15 protein-coding genes are annotated in these 15461 nt (G+C 63.7%); 8 read left to right on the plus strand and 7 right to left on the minus strand.

Annotated elements, in window-relative coordinates; all coding sequences use genetic code 11:
• Window positions 1-51: 51 nt before the first annotated feature.
• The 4 genes from AC0L2B_RS29025 to AC0L2B_RS29040 form a co-directional block, all read right to left on the minus strand.
• Complete coding sequence (locus tag AC0L2B_RS29025) at window positions 52-732, minus strand: GNAT family N-acetyltransferase (protein ID WP_473747807.1); 681 nt, start codon at window positions 730-732, stop codon at window positions 52-54.
• The gene (locus tag AC0L2B_RS29030) at window positions 716-1219 is read right to left on the minus strand and encodes a MarR family winged helix-turn-helix transcriptional regulator (RefSeq protein ID WP_473747809.1); all 504 of its coding nucleotides are present in this window, start codon (window positions 1217-1219) and stop codon (window positions 716-718) included. The genes AC0L2B_RS29025 and AC0L2B_RS29030 overlap by 17 nt, the downstream gene beginning before the upstream one ends.
• Before the next feature lie 162 nt (window positions 1220-1381).
• Complete coding sequence (locus AC0L2B_RS29035; protein WP_128245696.1) at window positions 1382-2143, minus strand: ABC transporter permease; 762 nt, start codon at window positions 2141-2143, stop codon at window positions 1382-1384.
• On the minus strand, window positions 2140-3066 hold the full coding sequence (locus AC0L2B_RS29040) for an ABC transporter ATP-binding protein (RefSeq protein WP_473747810.1): 927 nt from the start codon (window positions 3064-3066) through the stop codon (window positions 2140-2142). The genes AC0L2B_RS29035 and AC0L2B_RS29040 overlap by 4 nt, the downstream gene beginning before the upstream one ends.
• Window positions 3067-3284: 218 nt before the next feature.
• Between AC0L2B_RS29040 and AC0L2B_RS29045 the strand changes: the two genes are divergently transcribed.
• From AC0L2B_RS29045 to AC0L2B_RS29070, 6 genes are all read left to right on the plus strand, one after another.
• On the plus strand, window positions 3285-4643 hold the full coding sequence (locus AC0L2B_RS29045) for a cytochrome ubiquinol oxidase subunit I (protein ID WP_473747811.1): 1359 nt from the start codon (window positions 3285-3287) through the stop codon (window positions 4641-4643).
• A 10-nt stretch (window positions 4644-4653) separates the two neighbouring features.
• Window positions 4654-5658 (plus strand): cytochrome d ubiquinol oxidase subunit II, encoded by a 1005-nt coding sequence (locus tag AC0L2B_RS29050; protein WP_091591938.1) that lies wholly within the window; start codon window positions 4654-4656, stop codon window positions 5656-5658.
• Between the two features lie 215 nt (window positions 5659-5873).
• Complete coding sequence (locus tag AC0L2B_RS29055) at window positions 5874-6644, plus strand: transporter substrate-binding domain-containing protein (protein ID WP_473748255.1); 771 nt, start codon at window positions 5874-5876, stop codon at window positions 6642-6644.
• Between the two features lie 40 nt (window positions 6645-6684).
• Complete coding sequence (locus AC0L2B_RS29060) at window positions 6685-7356, plus strand: amino acid ABC transporter permease (RefSeq protein WP_128169315.1); 672 nt, start codon at window positions 6685-6687, stop codon at window positions 7354-7356.
• A gap of 10 nt (window positions 7357-7366) precedes the next feature.
• The gene (locus AC0L2B_RS29065) at window positions 7367-8026 is read left to right on the plus strand and encodes an amino acid ABC transporter permease (RefSeq protein WP_091591934.1); all 660 of its coding nucleotides are present in this window, start codon (window positions 7367-7369) and stop codon (window positions 8024-8026) included.
• On the plus strand, window positions 8004-8729 hold the full coding sequence (locus AC0L2B_RS29070; protein ID WP_027154711.1) for an amino acid ABC transporter ATP-binding protein: 726 nt from the start codon (window positions 8004-8006) through the stop codon (window positions 8727-8729). The genes AC0L2B_RS29065 and AC0L2B_RS29070 overlap by 23 nt, the downstream gene beginning before the upstream one ends.
• Window positions 8730-8900: 171 nt before the next feature.
• Here AC0L2B_RS29070 and msrA read toward each other — a convergent pair whose 3' ends face one another.
• The 3 genes from msrA to AC0L2B_RS29085 all read right to left on the minus strand — a co-directional run bounded on the left by msrA (window position 8901) and on the right by AC0L2B_RS29085 (window position 11335).
• Entirely contained in the window at window positions 8901-9641 is a 741-nt protein-coding gene (gene msrA / locus AC0L2B_RS29075; protein WP_473747812.1) for a peptide-methionine (S)-S-oxide reductase MsrA, read from the minus strand.
• 106 nt (window positions 9642-9747) lie between these two features.
• Complete coding sequence (locus AC0L2B_RS29080) at window positions 9748-10026, minus strand: hypothetical protein (RefSeq protein ID WP_473747813.1); 279 nt, start codon at window positions 10024-10026, stop codon at window positions 9748-9750.
• A gap of 259 nt (window positions 10027-10285) precedes the next feature.
• Entirely contained in the window at window positions 10286-11335 is a 1050-nt protein-coding gene (locus AC0L2B_RS29085; RefSeq protein WP_473748256.1) for a TadE/TadG family type IV pilus assembly protein, read from the minus strand.
• A 184-nt stretch (window positions 11336-11519) separates the two neighbouring features.
• Between AC0L2B_RS29085 and lepA the strand changes: the two genes are divergently transcribed.
• Together lepA and AC0L2B_RS29095 are read left to right on the plus strand one after the other, a co-directional pair.
• Window positions 11520-13325: a translation elongation factor 4 gene (gene lepA / locus AC0L2B_RS29090; protein WP_473747814.1), complete on the plus strand. Its 1806-nt coding sequence runs from the start codon at window positions 11520-11522 to the stop codon at window positions 13323-13325.
• 111 nt (window positions 13326-13436) lie between these two features.
• The gene (locus AC0L2B_RS29095; RefSeq protein ID WP_473747815.1) at window positions 13437-15458 is read left to right on the plus strand and encodes a hydantoinase/oxoprolinase N-terminal domain-containing protein; all 2022 of its coding nucleotides are present in this window, start codon (window positions 13437-13439) and stop codon (window positions 15456-15458) included.
• The last annotated feature ends 3 nt before the right edge of the window (window positions 15459-15461 follow it).

Consider the following 15461-nt stretch of genomic DNA (forward strand, 5'->3'; position numbering starts at 1 on the left):
TCGATACGAAATCCTTCCTTTTCCTGATGCGCGGGAATGCGCCTGATGGGCTCATTCGGCGCGCTGAACCACGGCCACGTTCATCATGGTTTTCAACCTGAAGCCAATGGACTCGTATAATCCGATGGCCGTGGTGTTGCTGGCAAAGGCGTGGAGATAGGGAACTTCGCCGCGCGCCGCTATCTGGTTTGCCACGAACAGCGACAGCAGCCTGCCCAGACCACCGCCCCGAAATTCCGGATGTGAGCACACGCCGCTAAGTTCGGTATAGCCGGGTTGCTTCATGCGTTCGCCGGCCATCGCCGCAAGTCGGCCCTCGATCTTCACACCCCAAAAATCGCCTAGGCTCAAGGCTTCGAGCGTGAATGGGCCAGGCTTGGTGACCAATGCCAAGGCGAGCATCTCAGCTGCATCGTCTCGCGTCAGACGTTGCACGCGCTTGTCGGAGACCATCTGCAATGGCCGCTCGGCAATCATCTGAACCCCGGGCGCGGTCGAAGTCGCCGAGAGTTCCGCGGGCAGAGCAATGGCGTCCGCCTGAAGCAGGATCGCACTCTCGCCTGGGGAGACAAGTTTTCCGAGCGCCTGCAGGCTTTCCGCATCGTCCGCGGCACTGGCGGCGAAGGGAGCTATCGAGGGCCGATACCGCATGGCGAGGTCGTCACCTTGCGCGAAGGCTTGGTGTCGCGTCCGAAGCGCGCTCCACACGGGACGGTCAAGCAGGTATTTCATCGCGTGGCACTTCCGGCTTCTTTACACGACGGTCGAGAGGCGCCGCGGCGAGGCCGTCCTCGATGGCGGCCAGCTGATCAAGAAGCGGCCCAGAAAGATTCGCGCACAGATCCGCGACGGCATTCTGGATGCGCGGCCAGACGTAGTGCTTTGCAACATCGACCAGCCGCTGGCCGTGCAGGGTGAGGCAGACAATCCTGCGCCGCTGGTCATCATCCGATGGACTGACCTCGACCAGTCCCAATTCGGCCAGAAGCGACACGCTCCGCGTTACACCTGGCTGTGCGACCCCGAGGGATTGCGCCAGCTCCCCGACTGGCAGCGGGCCCAGCCTGTCGAGCGCAGCCAGCAGCGGGTACTGGCTCGACTGAACCGGCACATCGAGGCAGTCGAGCAGGCGCTGCGTATCCGCCTGCAATTGCTCGCCAATACGCTTCAGCCTGCTGCCCAGGCACAGGAAGCCAAGGGACCTTACGACGTCTTCCATAATCAACCTGCCAGCCAATTGATAACACGATATATAACATTATATGGAAATCAAGCGCCGCCATCGCACGGCCGCTTTCAAGCGTCGTCACCAGATTTGGTCGTCTTGGGTCGGGAACATCGCTCGGATGCTGGCGCTGCGTCGCCTGGGCAGGCCGTTCGGTCAGTTCCGCAGCCGGTAGCCGGTCCTGAAAATCCACGCGACGATCGCTATGCAGATAAGCAGGAAAACCACGGTCATGCCGAGGCTGATGCCGATCGAGACGTCGGACTTGCCGTAGAAGCTCCAGCGAAAGCCGCTGACCAGATAAAGGACAGGGTTGAACAGCGTCACCGTGCGCCAGGTGCCGGGCAGCATGTCGATCGAATAGAAGCTGCCGCCAAGGAAGGTAAGCGGCGTGATGATCAGCAGCGGCACCAGCTGCAGCTGCTCGAAGCTCTTCGCCCAGATGCCGATGATGAACCCGAACAGGCTGAAGGTCACCGACGTCAGCACCAGGAAGGAGAGCATCCAGAACGGATGCTCGATGGTCAGCGGCACGAACAGCGACGCGGTCCCCAGGATGATCAGGCCGAGTATGATCGACTTGGTCGCCGCACCCCCGACATAAGCGATGATGATCTCCAGATAGGACACCGGCGCCGACAGCAGCTCGTAGATCGAGCCGACGAATTTCGGGAAATAGATAGCGAAGGAGGCGTTGGAGATCGACTGCGTCAGCAGCGACAGCATGATCAGCCCCGGCACGATAAAGGCGCCGTAGCTGATGCCGTCGATCTCGGTGATGCGCGAGCCGATGGCCGAGCCGAAGACGACGAAATAGAGCGATGTCGAGATGACCGGCGAGACGATGCTCTGCAGCACGGTCCGAAAAGCGCGCGCCATCTCCATCTTGTAGATCGCCCAGACTGCTCGCGGGTTCATGCGCCCTTCCTCACCAGGTTGACGAAGATCTCCTCGAGCGAGCTGTTTTGCGTGTCGATATCGCGGAACTGGACGCCGGCCGTCTCAAGGTCGCGGAGCAGCGAGGCGACGCCCGGCCGCTCGCTCTGGTTGTCATAGGTGTAGGTCAGTCGATCACCGTCCGGCGAAAGCTCCAGCGCGTAGCGCGACAATTTCTCGGGTATGGTGACGAGTGGACTGCGCAATTCCAGCAAAAGCCGCTTGCGGCCGAGCGTGCGCATCAGTTGCACCTTGTCCTCAACCAGCACGATCTCACCGCGATTGATGACGCCGACGCGGTCGGCCATCGCCTCGGCCTCCTCGATATAGTGCGTGGTCAGGATGATGGTGACGCCATCCTCGCGCAGCCGGCGCACCATCGCCCACATGTCCTGACGCAGCTCGACGTCGACGCCGGCTGTCGGCTCGTCGAGGAACAGCACCCTCGGTTCGTGCGACAGCGCCTTGGCAATCATCAGCCGCCGCTTCATGCCGCCGGACAGGGTGATCGCCTTGGCGTCCTTCTTGTCCCACAACGACAGGTCGCGCAGCACTTTCTCGACGAAGGCATGGTTGGCCGGCTTGCCGAACAGGCCCCGGCTGTAGTTGACCGTCGCCCACACGCTCTCGAACGCGTCGATGGTCAGTTCCTGCGGCACCAGCCCGATGAGGCTGCGTGCGGCGCGATAATCCCGGCTGATGTCGTGGCCGTCCACGCTGACTGTGCCCGACGAGCGGTTGACGATACCGCAGACGATCGAGATCAGCGTCGTCTTGCCGGCGCCGTTCGGCCCGAGCAGCGCAAAAATCTCGCCGCGCTCGATATCGAGGTTGATCTCCTTCAGCGCTTTGAAACCGGTGGCGTAGGTCTTGGTGACCCCGGAAATGGCAATGATCGATGGCATGGCTGAAAAACGGCTGATTGAAAGGAGGTCTGTTGATTTAGTCCGCTGAATGTCGGTGCGCGCGGCCGGAAGTCAATGGCACTCCTGACATTCTGGACATCGGCGCATCCACCGCTGCCGCAGTCCTGCGGCGTTCCGCCTCGCGTGACGCCACGCCGCTTTGACCGCCTGGCGCATCCGGCCTATCTTCCCTGACATAGCAGCAGCCGGAGCCCGCCATGGACCCGCTCATCCTTTCGCGCATCCAGTTCGGCGCCAACATCTCGTTCCATATCCTGTTTCCGGCTATCACCATCGCGCTTGGCTGGATGCTGCTGTTCTTCAAGCTTCGCTACAACGCCACCGGCGATACCGCCTGGATGCGCGCCTATTTCACCTGGGTGAAGGTGTTCGCGCTGTCCTTCGCCATGGGCGTGGTTTCGGGCGTCACCATGAGCTTCCAGTTCGGCACCAACTGGCCGGGTTACATGGAGACCGTCGGCAACATCGCCGGCCCGCTGCTCGCCTATGAGATACTCACCGCCTTCTTCCTCGAGGCGGCGTTCCTCGGCATCATGCTGTTCGGCTTCCGCCGCGTCTCCAACCGCATCCACACGCTGGCAACCGTGCTGGTGGCGGGCGGCACCACCCTGTCCGCCTTCTGGATCATCGCGCTCAATTCATGGATGCAGACGCCGGTCGGCTTCGAGATGCGCGACGGCGTAGCCCACGCTACCGACTGGTGGGCGATCGTCTTCAACCCGTCCATGCCCTACCGGCTCGTCCACATGCTGCTTGCCTCCGGCCTGACGGTTTCGTTCCTGATCGCCGGCCTGTCGGCGCTGCGCTACCTCTATGGCGACCGCTCGGAATCGATGTGGAAAGCCTTGCGCACCGGTGTTTTCACCGCGGCGGTCCTGATCCCCATCCAGATCTTCGCCGGCGACCAGCATGGCCTCAACACGCTCGAGCATCAGCCGCAGAAGATCGCCGCCATGGAGGCCAACTGGAACACCGGCCCCAACGTGCCGCTGGTCCTTTTCGCGCTTCCCGACGAGGCGGCAAGGGAGAACAAATACGAGATCACCATCCCCGATGGCGCCAGCCTCATCCTCAGGCACAGCGCCAGCGGCGTCGTGCCGGGGCTGAACGACTATGCCGGCAACCACCCGCCGGTGTTCCCGGTGTTCTGGGCTTTTCGCATCATGGTCGGCACCGGCGTCCTGATGCTCGTCGTCTCCTGGTCGGCCGCCTTTTTCCTCAAGGTCCGGCACAGCCTGCCGAGACCGCTGGCGCTGGTGATGGTGCCGATGGCGCTGTCCGGCTGGCTGGCGACGCTGGCTGGCTGGTACACCACCGAGATCGGCCGCCAACCGTGGCTCGTCACCGGCGTGCTGAAAACTGTCGATGCCGTCGGCCCGGTCGCCGGCAGCCAGGTCGCGCTGTCGCTCGCGGTCTATCTCATCCTCTATGCGCTGCTTCTGGTCGCCTATCTCGGCGTGCTGGTCTATCTGGCGCTGAAGGCGGCGAAGGACGGCGATGCCTCGCCGCTGCCGGGCGTTCTCGACGCGCCGCTGTCGCAGCCGGCGGCGAAATAGGAGAACGGCGATGACCCTCGACTGGCCGACATTGCTCCCCCTCATCTTCGCCGGCCTGATGGGCCTTGCCATCCTGATCTACGTCATCCTCGACGGCTTTGACCTCGGTATCGGCATCCTGTTCGCAGCCGCCGGAGACGCCGAGCAGGACACGATGATCGCCGCAATAGGCCCGTTCTGGGACGCCAACGAGACCTGGCTGGTGCTGGCCGTCGGCCTGCTGCTGGTCGCCTTCCCGCTGGCGCACGGCACCATCCTCACCGCGCTCTACATTCCGGTCTTCCTGCTCCTTGTCGGCCTGATCCTGCGCGGCGTTGCCTTCGATTTCCGGGCCAAGGTGCCGGCCGGTCACAAGCATCGCTGGAACCGCATCTTCTTCCTGGGCTCGGTCATCGCATCGCTGGCGCAGGGCTACATGCTGGGGATCTATGTGCTGGGCCTTGATGTCGGCCTCGGCGGCATGGCCTTCGGCGCGCTGGTGGCGCTCTGCCTTGCCGCCGCCTACGCGGCGATGGGCGCAGCCTGGGTCATCTACAAGACGGAAGGCGAATTGCAGAAGAAGGCGGTGCTATGGCTGCGCCGGGCGCTGGTGCTGACCGCGCTCGGCATGGTCGCCGTCTCGCTGGCCACGCCGCTCGCCAGTCCGCGCATCTTCGACAAATGGTTCGTCTGGCCGGCCATGCTCTATTTGTCGCCGCTGCCGGTCCTGTCGGCGGTGCTGTTCGCATGGCTGTGGCGGCAGACCTTCCATCTGCCTAAGGCCGGCGACCGCCATGCGCTGACGCCGTTCCTGACGCTGGCCGCCATCTTCACCCTGGGCTTTGCCGGCCTCGCCTGGTCGTTCTATCCCTTCGTCGTGCCCGACAGGCTGACCATCTGGCAGGCGGCGTCCGCGCCGGAAAGCCTCGCCATCATCCTGGCCGGCACGGTGGTGGTGCTGCCGATCATCATTTTCTATTCGTTTTATGCCTACCGCGTCTTCGGCGGCAAGGCGACGGATCTGACCTACGACTGACTGGCAAACCGCCGAACTGCACAATATTTAGGCAGTCGATTGCTCGGGCGGCAGCGGCTCGTGAAGACTGCCTTGCCAATCCCACCTTGCCAATCCCGCCGGGAAAGTCCGATTCGCAGCGATTTCGATGGTTTGGCATGTCTGTTGCTTTGCCCTGGCGACCAATTGGTTTTGTCCAGTCAAAGGGAAAGATAATGAACCGTCGCAATGTCTGCATGCTGGCCTTCGCCGCCGCCGTTGGAATGGCCATGGCTTCGTCTCCGCAGGCGCGGGCCGACGCCTTGAGCGACATCGCGGCGCGCGGCACCGTCCGCATCGCCGTTCCACAGGATTTCCCGCCCTTCGGCAGTGTCGGCGCCGACATGACGCCGCAAGGCTACGACGTCGACATCGCCAATCTGATTGGCGAAAAGCTCGGCGCCACGGTCGAGATCGTCCCGGTCACCAGCGCCAACCGCATTCCCTATCTCCAGACCAACAAAGTCGACCTGGTCATTTCCAGCCTCGGCAAGAATCCCGATCGCGAGAAGGTCATCGACTTTTCCGAAGCCTATGCTCCGTTCTACAACGGCGTGTTCGCTCCGGCAGACGTTGCCGTCGCAAAAGCGGAAGACCTCGCCGGCAAGACCGTTGGCGTCACCCGCGGCGCGATCGAAGATCTCGAACTGACCAAGGTTGTGCCCGCGAGCGTCGAGATCAAGCGCTACGAGGACAATAACGGCACTATTTCCGCTTTCCTTTCGGGCCAGGTCGAGGTGATCGCGACCGGGAATGTCGTCGCCGCCGCCATCCTCGAAAAGAACCCGCCCAAGCGGCCGGAGCTCAAGTTCCTGATCAAGAACTCGCCTTGCTACATCGGCATGAACAAGGAGCAGCCGGCGTTGATGGCCAAGATCAACGGCATCATCGCCGCCGCCAGGTCCGATGGCGCCCTCAACGCCATTTCGCAAAAATGGCTGAAGGTGGACCTGCCGGCTGAGCTGTGATCGCCGCCCGCCGCGTGTGGCTGAGGTCGGATAGCAAGTCATGACCTATCAGTTCGATTTCAGCTGGCTGATCGGATCTCTGCCGGTGCTGCTCAAGGGCATCCGGATCACCGTGCAGCTTATCCTGATCGGCGCGGTGTTCGGCGTGGCATTGGGCATTGCCTGCGCCTGGGTGCGGGCACTGGGGCCGAAATGGCTAAAACCCGTCGTCGCGACCTATGTCGAGCTGATCCGCAACACGCCCTTCCTCATCCAGCTGTTCTTCATTTTCTTCGGACTGCCGTCGCTTGGCATCAGGATGTCGGAGCTGACCGCCGCCAACCTCGCCATGATCGTCAATCTCGGCGCTTACAGCTGCGAGATCATCCGCGCCGGCATCCAGGCCACGCCGCGCGGCCAGTTCGAGGCCGGCGCCAGCCTCGCCATGACCCCGTTCCAGACCTTCTGGCACGTGGTTCTGGTCCCGGCGCTGCAGCGCATCTGGCCTGCGCTGTCGTCGCAGATCGTCATCGTCATGCTGGGTTCGGCCGTCGTTTCGCAGATTGCCGCTGAGGACCTGACCTTCGCCGCCAACTTTATCCAGTCGCGCAATTTCAGGGCCTTCGAAACCTACATCGTCTCCACCTTGATCTACCTGGCGCTCGCCATCCTGCTGCGCCAGCTGCTGGCCGGCCTGGGCGGGATGCTGTTCCCGAGGAAGGCGTCGCGATGAGACAGGCGCCATGACCGAGTTCAGCTTCTGGGACATCCTGCGCAACCTGCTTCTGGCCGCCCGCTGGACCGTTGTCCTCTCGCTGGTCTCCTTCATCGGTGGCGGCATCGTCGGCGCGGCCCTGCTTTTCTTGCGCATCGGCGGCCGGCGTGGGATGCAGTTTCTGTCACGCGGCTACATCCAGCTGTTTCAGGGCACGCCGCTGCTGATGCAGCTCTTTCTGGCTTTCTTCGGGCTTGGCCTGTTTGGCATCGACGTTCCCGCCTGGCTTGCCGCCTGTGTCGCGCTCATCCTGTGGACCGCAGCCTTCCTCGCCGAAATCTGGCGTGGCTGCGTCGAGAGCATTGCCAAGGGCCAATGGGAGGCGTCAGCCAGCCTCGGCATGGGTTATCTCCAGCAGATGCGCTACGTCATCCTGCCGCAGGCACTGAAAGTGGCGGTGCCGCCGACCGTCGGCTTCTCGGTGCAGGTGGTGAAGGGCACCGCGCTCACCTCGATCATCGGCTTCGTCGAACTGTCGAAGGCCGGTTCGATCGTCACCAACGCGACGTTCCAGCCGTTCACCGTCTATGGCCTGGTCGCGCTCATCTATTTTGCTTTGTGCTGGCCGCTGTCGAAATCCAGCCAGCTCCTGGAAAGGAAGCTCAATGTCGCTCATCGCAATCACTGAGGTGAAGAAGCGCTTCGGCGACAACGAGGTGCTGAAGGGGATTTCCATCGACGTCGCGCCGGGCGAGGTCGTCGCCATCATCGGCAAGAGCGGTTCGGGCAAGTCGACGCTGCTGCGCTGCATCAACGGGCTCGAGACCATCGATGAAGGCTCGATCGTCGTCGCCGGCGCCCAGTTCCTGCCCGACGAGGTGCATCTTAAGGCGCTGCGCCTGAAGGTCGGCATGATTTTTCAGCAATTCAACCTGTTCCCGCATCTCACCGCCGGTGGCAATGTCATGCTGTCGCAGATGGTGGTGAAGAAGACGCCGAAGAAGGACGCCGAGGCGGTCGCGCGAAAAATGCTCGACCGCGTCGGTCTCGCCCACAAGTTCGATGCGTTGCCGGACGAATTGTCCGGCGGCCAGCAGCAGCGCGTGGCGATCGCCCGGGCGCTCGCCATGCAGCCCATCGCGCTGCTATGCGACGAGATCACCTCGGCGCTCGATCCCGAGCTCGTCGCCGAGGTGCTGGCCGTCGTCAAGGAATTGGCGGCGGAAGGCATGACGCTGGTGATGGTCACCCACGAGATGCGCTTTGCCCGCGACGTCTGCTCGCGCGTCGTCTTCATGCATCAAGGCCGCGTCCATGAGATCGGCGCCCCCGAGGACGTTTTTTCCAATCCCAGGACGCCGGAGCTCCGGCAGTTTCTGGGCGTGCAATAAGCTGTGTTGATATTCAGCCGGCCTGCAACCGGCGCTACTCGCGTACCCGAAAGTACGCTCCGTTCCGGTTCTCGGAATCCACCATTTTCGGCGCGGCCTGACCTGGTACCTCACCACACCTGACGCCGACATGCGTCCATTAGGACGCACCAGGTACACACTGGCAAAAGATCAGCTCTTGTTGCCGGCCAGCACCAGCACCGGCTTGTCGCTGTAGAGGTCTGGAAACAGCGTCTTCAAATTCTCGACCTTGGGCAGGTCGTTGTAGACGATGTAGGGATAGGTCGGGTTCAGCGTCAAAAAGTCCTGGTGGTAGTCCTCGGCCGGATAGAATTTTTTCCCCGTCTCCAGCGTGGTCACGATCGGCTCCGGAAACACCTTGGCCTTGTCGAGCTGGGCGATATAGCTCTCGGCGATCTTCTTCTGCGCGTCGTTTTCGGCAAAGATCGTCGAACGGTATTGGGGGCCGCGGTCCGGGCCCTGGTAGTTCAGCTGCGTCGGGTTGTGCGCGACCGAGAAATACACCTGCAGCAACTGGCCGTAAGTGACTTTGGACGGCTCGTAGATGATCTCGACGGCCTCGGCATGCCCGGTCCGGCCGGTGCCGACCGTCTCGTAGACGGCGGTGTCCTTGTCGCCGCCGGCATAGCCGGAGACGGCGCTGGTCACGCCCTTGACGTGCTGGAACAGGCCTTGCACGCCCCAGAAGCAGCCGCCGGCGAAGACCGCCTTGGCCGCGCCGGCGGCGGGTTTTTCGTCCACCGCCGGCGGCGGGATCACCACCGCCGCCTCGGCCGAGATTGCCGGCGTCTGCCACAAGGCGGCGCCGGCCGCCGCGAGCATCAGCGCCGCAAGCGCGCCCCTGGCCACGTTCATCAATCGTTTCGCGGCGGTTTTTTCAATGCCGGTCATCTCTGATCTCCCTGCATGAGTTTAAGACTATACGACAGATAGGTCCGTCGCGGTCTCACATTGCTGTGCGGCGCGTGCACCGGCCGCGCCCGGTTCCGGACGCGGCCTACTTGGCCGTCCCCATCGCGTCGCAGGTCTTGGTCGCCTCGTCCTTCTTCATCGCGTCGGTTTCCATGGCAGCCTTGTCCATGCAGTCCTTCATCTTTTCGGCCGCCATCGGATCCGCGGGCTTCATCGCGTCGGTCGCCGGCTTCATGGCGTCAATCGCCATCGCATCGGCCGGCTTCATCGCATCTTCGGCGCGCGCAACGCCGCCGGCAAAAAGCGCCGTCGAGCAAAGCGCCAAGGCAAGTGCCGGCAAGGTCAGGCGGGTGAGGTTGGTCATGATGGTCTCCCAGGGTTGGTGGCGCGCCGGAATGGCGATCACATCAGCTGTTCGCCGCTGCCTGGGCCTTCGTTACAGCCATCACCGCTTCGTGATCGGTCCTTCCCCTCCCACAAGGGGGAAGCCAAACGGCGTCACCCTACGCCTTCGAATTTCGAACCGTTGCCCACACAAAAACGCCGCCCGGGGCGGCCGGACGGCGTTGAAATCTGATGCTGTGCGGACCCGCGCCCCTTCTGGGCGCGCCGCGGTCGCCGGCCTATTGCGTAAGCACTGTTTGCGAAGGCCGCTGGTTGAAATCGCATTTGCCGGTCACGGTGTAGAAGAAGTCGGCGTTGGACACCGGAGCCGGTACGGGATTGCCGCCATCTTCCCAGGCCTGCTGGCTGGGTTGGCCGCACGGCACGGCGGTGAAGATGTCCACCAGTTTGCCGTTCGCGACTTCAACGCCGTCGACGTACAACCGATTCGATGTGTTCGCGTCGTTCGACTTGAGCTTGGGTGTTTGGGCCGACGGCACATCCATCTGCAGGTACAGCACATCCATCAGGCTGACGTCGATCACCGCGCCGGCGCCGTTCGCGGGATACATGGTGTTGGTGCAGGTGGTCAGGTATTTCTTGTTGCCGCTGGTCTGGGTGATCGCTCCAGTGGGCAGGTTGTTGAAATTCTGCACCGTCTTGGTCGTGCATTTTTGTTCCTGGACCTTCGTTTCCGTCGCTCCGTTGACCGTGTACACGGTGGACGTGCCGTAGCCTTTCGGATCACCAAAGTTGTTGTAGACATAGGTGATCTTCATCAGCGGGTTGGCCGCCGTCTCGCCGAATTTCGTGCCGTAGAGTCTCATCGTCTTGCCCCAATGGCCCGACACTTTGTCGATCTTGAACGTGGTCTGCACCAGCGCCGGCCGCTTGCGCACCGCCGACGCGACGCCGATCTGCACCGTGTCGACGTGGGCGATCTGCATGAAGTTCGTCGGCATGGCAAAGCTGGCCGAAGCATTGATGCTGGCGGTGCCGTCGGCAGCGACGACGAAGCTGTCGAGCTTGGCGATGCCTTGCCCGCTATTGGCCGTAAACGACTCCTGCAGTTTCACCTGACGGTCCGCCAGTGACGTGCTGGTTGGCAGCGTCGTGATCGACAGGGTCGCGGCATCGAGCGCATTCTGCATCGATCCCCTGGTCGCAACGGCTGAGTTGTAGTCGATTGAAAAGCCCAGAGCGGCACACATCGGGATAAGCATGATGGCGAGTATCGGCGCGAGGGAGCCGCTCTCGGAATTGAGAAAATGACGTCCAGATTGTAGCATTGCTTGGCCCCCATACGGTGACAGCTCGTGGCCTATCACGCAGGGCGCGGACTATGCTCTAATCTGATGGATCAAAGCTTAACGGTGTTGCGCCCCCCCGTCCGGCAGCGCAAACCTCAGCGATTGCCCCGGCCGCACGCCCGGCCGCTTGCCCGGGCAAGCTGCCCCTGCTAAAGCGCCCGACATGACCACGCCGATCAAGAACATCCGCAATTTCTCCATCGTCGCGCATATCGACCATGGCAAATCCACGCTTGCCGACCGGCTGATCCAGCTGACCGGCGGGCTGGAGCTGCGCGACATGAAGGAGCAGGTGCTGGACTCGATGGAAATCGAGCGCGAGCGCGGCATCACCATCAAGGCGCAGACGGTGCGGCTGAAATACCACGCCAGCAATGGCGAGGATTATATCCTCAATCTGATCGACACGCCCGGCCATGTCGACTTCGCCTATGAAGTGTCGCGGTCGCTGGCCGCCTGCGAGGGCTCGCTGCTGGTCGTCGATGCCTCGCAAGGCGTCGAGGCGCAGACATTGGCCAATGTCTATCAGGCCATCGACAACAACCACGAGATCGTCGTGGTGCTGAACAAAGTCGACCTGCCGGCCGCCGAGCCCGAGCGCATCCGCGAGCAGGTCGAGGAGGTGATCGGCATCGATGCCTCCAACGCCGTGCTGATCTCGGCCAAGACCGGCCTCGGCATTCCCGATGTGCTGGAGGCGATCGTCAACGATTTGCCGCCGCCGCGCGAGGGCGACATTGCTGCCCCGCTCAAGGCGATGCTGGTCGACAGCTGGTACGACGCCTATCTCGGCGTCATCGTGCTGGTCCGCATCATCGACGGCGTGCTGAAGAAGGGCCAGACCATTCGCATGATGGGCACCGGCGCCAAGTACCTGGTCGAGCGCACCGGCGTCTTCACGCCGGCCCGCATCAATGTCGACGAGCTCGGCCCCGGCGAGTTCGGCTTCTTCACCGGCTCGATCAAGGAAGTCGCCGACACCCGCGTCGGCGACACCATCACCGAGGACAAGCGCCAGACGGCACAGGCCCTGCCCGGCTTCAAGCCGGCGCAGCCGGTGGTGTTCTGCGGCCTGTTCCCGGTCGACGCCGCCGATTTCGAGGATCTGCGCGCCGCAGTCGGCAAGCTGCGCCTCAACGACGCTTCTTTCTCCTTTGAAATGGAAACCAGCGCCGCGCTCGGTTTCGGCTATCGCTGCGGCTTCCTCGGCCTGCTGCATCTGGAAATCATCCAGGAGCGGCTGGAGCGCGAGTTCAACCTCGACCTCATCGCCACGGCGCCGTCGGTCGTCTACCGGCTGCTGTTGAACGACGGCACGACCAAGGAATTGCACAACCCCGCCGACATGCCCGACGTGGTCAAGATATCGGCCATCGAGGAGCCGTGGATCCGCGCCACGATCCTGACGCCGGACGAGTATCTCGGCGGCATCCTAAAGCTCTGCCAGGACCGACGCGGCATCCAGGCCGACCTGTCCTATGTCGGCAAGCGCGCCATGCTGACCTACGACCTGCCGCTCAACGAGGTCGTCTTCGACTTTTACGACCGGCTGAAGTCGATCTCCAAGGGCTACGCCTCTTTCGACTATCATTTGACCGACTATCGCGAGGGCGACCTGGTTAAAATGTCGATCCTGGTCAACGAGGAGCCGGTCGACGCGCTGTCGATGCTGGTCCACCGCACGGCGGCAGAAAAGCGCGGCCGGCTGATGTGCGAGAAGCTGAAGGAACTGATCCCGAACCATCTGTTCAAGATCCCGATCCAGGCGGCAATCGGCGGCAAGGTCATCGCCCGCGAGACGATCTCGGCGCTGCGCAAGGACGTCACCGCCAAATGCTACGGCGGCGACGTCTCGCGCAAGCGCAAGCTGCTCGACAAGCAGAAAGAGGGCAAGAAGCGGATGCGCCAGTTCGGCAAGGTCGACATCCCGCAAGAGGCGTTTATCCAGGCGCTGAAGATGGGCGATTGAGAAGCCGTCCGCGCGAAGCTGAGGGGGATCAGGCTTCGTGGCCCAGCGCTCGCGGCTTTATCCGCCGGCGCGTATCGGCTAAGGGCGGGGAGCAAAATCCCGGATCCGCCAATGACCGCCAAATCCTCCCCCCTGTTCCTCGGCATCGACACCGGCGGCACCTATACCGATGCCGTGCTGTGGTCGGAAGCCGGCGGCGCTAACGGAAAGGTTCTGGCCAAGGCCAAGGCGCTGACCACCCGCCATGATCTGGCGGTCGGCATTTCGGGCGCCGTCGATGCGGTGCTGCAAAAAGCCGCCACCGATCCGGCAGCGATAAAACTGGTGTCGATGTCGACGACGCTTGCCACCAACGCGCTGGTCGAGGGCCAGGGCGGCCGCGTCGCGCTGGTGATGATCGGCTTTGCCGAGGGCGACCTTGCCCGCGACGGGCTGAAGACCGCGCTCGGCACCGACCCTGTGGTGTTCTGCCCCGGCGGCCACGATGTCCACGGCAATGCCGCAAAACTCGACCTGTCCGGGCTGGAGGCAGCGCTGCCGGAACTCGGCGCCTCGGTGTCCGGCTTTGCCGTCTGCGCCTATTTCGCCACCCGCAACCCGGCGCATGAGCTAAGCGCGCGGAACCTGATCCGCGACGTAACCGGCCTGCCGGTCACCGCCAGCCACGAGCTTTCGGCCAAGCTCGGCGGCCCACGCCGGGCGCTGACGACGCTGCTCAACGCCAGGCTGATCTCGATGATCGACCGGCTGGTGGCGGCGACCGAGGGCTTTCTTGCTGCGCGCGGCATCGCCGCTCCGCTGATGGTGGTGCGCGGCGACGGCGCCCTGGTCTCGGCCGCCTTCGCCCGCCAGCGGCCGATCGAGACGATTCTTTCAGGCCCGGCCGCCAGCCTTGTCGGCGCTCGCCACATGACCGGCCTCGACAATGCAGTCGTCTCCGACATCGGCGGCACCACCACCGACGTTGCCGTGCTCGACCAGGGCCGTCCCAGGCTTGACCCGGAAGGCGCCACCGTCGGCGGCTTCCGCACCATGGTCGAGGCGGTCGCCATGCGCACCTTTGGACTCGGCGGCGATTCCGAAGTGACGCTGGAGGATGGCGCGCTCAACCCAAGAATCCTGCTCGGGCCGCGCCGCCTGGTGCCGCTGGCGCTGGCCGGCATGATGCATGGCGAAGCGTTGACCGTCGAACTGGAACGCCAAATCCGCGCGGCCAACCCCAGCCGCATGGATGGCCGGCTGGCGGTCAGGACTGGCGTGCCGGAGCGGCTGGCTGCCGGCCTGACCGGCGCCGAGGCCAAGCTTTATGAACTGATCGGCGCGACGCCGCTCGCCGTCGACCGGCTTTTGACATCAAATGCCCAGAACGCCACCTTGAACCGGTTGGTGTCGCGCGGGCTGGTGCATGTCGCCGGCTTTACGCCGTCGGACGCCGCCCATGTGCTGGGCAAGCAGGCCAACTGGGATGCCGCCACGGCTCGGCTCGGCGCCGAGCTGTTCGCCCGCAAGCGCGACGGCCGCGGACAGGCGATCGCCGCCACGCCGGAGGCGATCTCGGAACGGGTGCTGACCACGCTGACCCGGCTGTCGGCGGAAGTCATCCTCGAAACCGCCTTTGCCGAGGACGGGCTGGATGGCGCGGCGACCGTGGCGCACGCGCTGGTGCAGCGCGCCGTCGATTCCCATCCCGGCATCGCACGGCTGAGCGTCGCGCTCGACCGCCCGGTCATCGGCCTCGGCGCCTCGGCGCCGCTGCATTATGCCGGGCTGCCACCGCTGGTCGGCCATGACTGCGTGGTGCCCGAAGATACCGATGTCGCCAATGCGCTCGGCGCCGTCGTCGGCCAGGTCAGGGTTTCGGCGGAGGCGCGCGTCAGCCAGCCCCAGGAAGGGCTGTTTCGCGTCGCCTCAGGCGAAAGCGTGCGCGACTTCAATGACGAGGCGGCGGCAATCGCGGCAGCGGAAACCGATGTCCGCGCCATTGCCGCCGGGCGGGCCAGGGACGCCGGCACCGACAGCGCCGAAATCGAGATCGCCAGCGAATTCCGCGTGTCGACCGTCGAGGGCCAGCGCATGTTTATCGAGGCGCATGTGGTGGCGGTGGCGTCGGGCAGGCCAAGGATCGCGGTATAGGGC

It is taken from the genome of Mesorhizobium sp. WSM4815, assembly GCF_055811575.1.

Excerpts from the sequence above, each read along its gene's own strand:
- AC0L2B_RS29025 (WP_473747807.1), bottom strand. The coding sequence starts at position 732 with ATGAAATACCTGCTTGACCGTCCCGTGTGGAGCGCGCTTCGGACGCGA.
- AC0L2B_RS29030 (WP_473747809.1), bottom strand. The coding sequence starts at position 1,219 with ATGGAAGACGTCGTAAGGTCCCTTGGCTTCCTGTGCCTGGGCAGCAGG.
- AC0L2B_RS29035 (WP_128245696.1), bottom strand. The coding sequence starts at position 2,143 with ATGAACCCGCGAGCAGTCTGGGCGATCTACAAGATGGAGATGGCGCGC.
- AC0L2B_RS29040 (WP_473747810.1), bottom strand. The coding sequence starts at position 3,066 with ATGCCATCGATCATTGCCATTTCCGGGGTCACCAAGACCTACGCCACC.
- AC0L2B_RS29045 (WP_473747811.1), top strand. The coding sequence starts at position 3,285 with ATGGACCCGCTCATCCTTTCGCGCATCCAGTTCGGCGCCAACATCTCG.
- AC0L2B_RS29050 (WP_091591938.1), top strand. The coding sequence starts at position 4,654 with ATGACCCTCGACTGGCCGACATTGCTCCCCCTCATCTTCGCCGGCCTG.
- AC0L2B_RS29055 (WP_473748255.1), top strand. The coding sequence starts at position 5,874 with ATGCTGGCCTTCGCCGCCGCCGTTGGAATGGCCATGGCTTCGTCTCCG.
- AC0L2B_RS29060 (WP_128169315.1), top strand. The coding sequence starts at position 6,685 with ATGACCTATCAGTTCGATTTCAGCTGGCTGATCGGATCTCTGCCGGTG.
- AC0L2B_RS29065 (WP_091591934.1), top strand. The coding sequence starts at position 7,367 with ATGACCGAGTTCAGCTTCTGGGACATCCTGCGCAACCTGCTTCTGGCC.
- AC0L2B_RS29070 (WP_027154711.1), top strand. The coding sequence starts at position 8,004 with ATGTCGCTCATCGCAATCACTGAGGTGAAGAAGCGCTTCGGCGACAAC.
- msrA (WP_473747812.1), bottom strand. The coding sequence starts at position 9,641 with ATGACCGGCATTGAAAAAACCGCCGCGAAACGATTGATGAACGTGGCC.
- AC0L2B_RS29080 (WP_473747813.1), bottom strand. The coding sequence starts at position 10,026 with ATGACCAACCTCACCCGCCTGACCTTGCCGGCACTTGCCTTGGCGCTT.
- AC0L2B_RS29085 (WP_473748256.1), bottom strand. The coding sequence starts at position 11,335 with ATGCTACAATCTGGACGTCATTTTCTCAATTCCGAGAGCGGCTCCCTC.
- lepA (WP_473747814.1), top strand. The coding sequence starts at position 11,520 with ATGACCACGCCGATCAAGAACATCCGCAATTTCTCCATCGTCGCGCAT.
- AC0L2B_RS29095 (WP_473747815.1), top strand. The coding sequence starts at position 13,437 with ATGACCGCCAAATCCTCCCCCCTGTTCCTCGGCATCGACACCGGCGGC.